The organism is Yoonia sp. R2-816, assembly GCF_046762905.1.
In the GTDB taxonomy this organism is placed as follows: Bacteria; Pseudomonadota; Alphaproteobacteria; order Rhodobacterales; family Rhodobacteraceae; genus Yoonia.
In genome coordinates, this window is the sequence record NZ_JBKQXN010000010.1 from 1 (window position 1) to 1188 (window position 1188).

Sequence of the window (1188 nt, forward strand, 5' to 3'; positions counted from 1 at the left end):
TCGGGTGAGATGATGCTGTCTATTGCGGGCCTGGACAGCGCCGGTGCTGCGGACGCCCCGCTTGTGATGGACGTGGTCACTGTTGGCAGAGCGTCTGAGGGGACGTTCACCCTGATGGACGGCAACTATGTCACTGCGGACGGGGAGCATGCGTTTGTCTCGGGCGCTTACCTCTACAGGCTGGCTGAGGCGCGGGATGGCGGCGGTTGGGCGTTGAGCGCGCTGTCGGAGACCGGTGAGACGGTCTGGCAACCGTCTGCACCGCTCTATAACAGCTATGGTCAGGCGCTGCTGGCGATGAACGGTCCCGCGTCGCTGCGCAACCGGGGCAGCTCACAGGACTTCCGGAGCCTTGCCTGGGACGACGAAACCGCCGGCCAGGACCCGGGCTCGCCGCTATGGATCCAGATGGGGACCGAGCAGCTTACATCGTCGGAAGAGCAGAGCACCACAGGGGCGGCACTTGAGAGCAGTCTCTGGGAGATGGAGATCGGTGCGGATCTTACCCTGAACAACAGTACTGCGGGCCTTCTTGTGGGCGGGCTGATGTTCTCCTACGGCACGGGTAGTACGGCGGTCACCTCTACCCTTGGAGACGGGTCGATTGAGACCAGTGGTCTGGGTCTGAGCCTGGCAGGCACGTGGTATGATGCGCGTCGGTTCTATGTTGACGGGCAGGTGACAATGACCTCCTACACAAGTGACCTGACCGCTGACAGATTTGGAACCCTGATTGAGGACAACAGCGGCACAGGCTTTGCGCTGTCGATGGAGGCCGGACAGGAGTTCGATCTGGGCACTGGGATGACGGTGGTCCCGCAGGCGCAGCTGAGCTTCTCCTCTGTCGGGTTTGATGACTTTGAGGGTGAGCGCTATGGGGAGCAGGTGACGTTTGAGGATGCGGTCAGCCAGCAGCTGCGGCTTGGGCTTGAGTTTGGGGCCCAGGAGCAGGGGGCGAACGGTCTGTACGGGATTGTGAACCTGTACCATGAGTTTGGCGCGGGCAGTGAGGTGGATGTTGCCGGGACGTCGCTGACGACCGAGGGTGAGTCCTGGGCGGTTGGGGCCGGTCTTGGCGGCAGCTATGCCCTGACCGAGCGTGTGGATCTGTTTGGCGAAGCCGCCTATGCCACCGGGCTGAGCAACGCTGGTGATACCAGCGCCCTGAGCGCAAATGCTGGGATTAAA

Annotated in this window: 1 protein-coding gene; it reads left to right on the forward strand. The window is 62.5% G+C overall.

Annotation, left to right across the window (positions count from 1 at the left end; translation table 11 throughout):
* A partial coding sequence (locus ACFWW2_RS00045; protein WP_393925320.1) for an autotransporter outer membrane beta-barrel domain-containing protein occupies window positions 1–1188 on the forward strand: 1188 nt, incomplete at both ends.